At 61.0% G+C, this 1,232-nt stretch carries 1 protein-coding gene and 1 pseudogene; both read left to right on the plus strand.

The window, feature by feature from the left end; all coding sequences use genetic code 11:
* A pseudogene (locus AB3X94_RS41640) lies at positions 1-209 on the plus strand (succinate--CoA ligase subunit alpha); the annotation flags it as partial.
* Between the two features lie 165 nt (positions 210-374).
* A complete protein-coding gene (locus tag AB3X94_RS41645; protein WP_176105128.1) occupies positions 375-1,079 on the plus strand; it encodes a TerC family protein in 705 nt (234 codons plus the stop codon).
* The last annotated feature ends 153 nt before the right edge of the window (positions 1,080-1,232 follow it).

Below are 1,232 nucleotides of genomic sequence, written 5' to 3' on the forward strand. Positions count from 1 at the left end.
AGTGGATCAAGGGCAACATGAAGAAGCCGGTGGTTGGCTTCATCGCTGGCGTCACGGCGCCTCCGGGCAAGCGCATGGGCCACGCCGGCGCGCTGATCTCGGGCGGTGCGGACACCGCTGAAGCGAAACTGGAAATCATGGACGCATGCGGTATCAAGGTCACGAAGAACCCGTCGGAAATGGCGCGTCTTCTGAAGGCGATGCTGTAAATCGAATCCGCGTGCCGTAGGCGCGCGATTTTGATACGCTTTCGAAGTCCTTTCGTGAGCGAGCGGTCCCGAAAAGCGGGGGAGTGCAGACTCCCCCGCTTTTTTTTCGTCCGTGCTCGCGCCGTGTTTCTGTCCGCCCGGTCGATTTTTTCTTATTCTTTTTCCATGCTGGAATTCTTCACGACGCTCAATTGGGGCGCGGTCTTTCAGATCATCGTCATCGACGTTCTGCTCGGTGGCGATAACGCGGTCGTCATTGCGCTCGCCTGCCGCAGTCTGCCGCAGTCGCAGCGCATGCGCGGCATCGTGTGGGGAACCGCCGGCGCGATCGTGCTGCGCGTCGTGCTGATTGCGTTCGCAGTCGCGCTGCTCGACGTGCCGTTCCTGAAGTTCGCGGGCGGCCTGCTGCTGCTGTGGATCGGCGTGCGCCTGCTGGCGCCCGCGCACGACGTTCACGACAAGGTGAAGCCGGCCGACAAGCTGATCTCGGCGGTGAAGACGATCATCATCGCGGACGCGGTGATGAGCGTGGACAACGTGATCGCGATCGCCGGCGCTGCCGAAGCCGCGGAGCATGAGCACCGGTTGGCTCTGGTGATCTTTGGCCTCGTCGTGAGCATTCCGCTGATCGTGTGGGGCAGCCAGCTGATTCTGAAGCTGCTCGATCGCTTTCCGGGCATCGTGCTGTTCGGCGCGGGTCTGCTCGGCTGGATCGCGGGACGCCTGATGGTCAACGACCCGGCCGGCGACCGCTGGCCGATCCTCGATACGCCCGTCGCCGAATACGGGATGAGCATCGCGGGCGCGCTGTTCGTCGTGATCGTCGGTTATCTGTTGAAGCGCCGCAACGCGAAACGCGCGGCGGTGTGAGCATGGCATTGACGGTGCGCCGCTGCCTAATAAACCTTAACAAAATGAACAAAGGGGCTGTTTACTCTCGATGAATCCTGTTAACCTTTTCATTGTTTCGACGACGAAAAGGACATGGCTAAACCCATACTCGACGACGAACTTTGGGCACTC

Source organism: Paraburkholderia sp. BR10923, assembly GCF_040948765.1.
In the GTDB taxonomy this organism is placed as follows: domain Bacteria; phylum Pseudomonadota; class Gammaproteobacteria; order Burkholderiales; family Burkholderiaceae; genus Paraburkholderia; species Paraburkholderia youngii.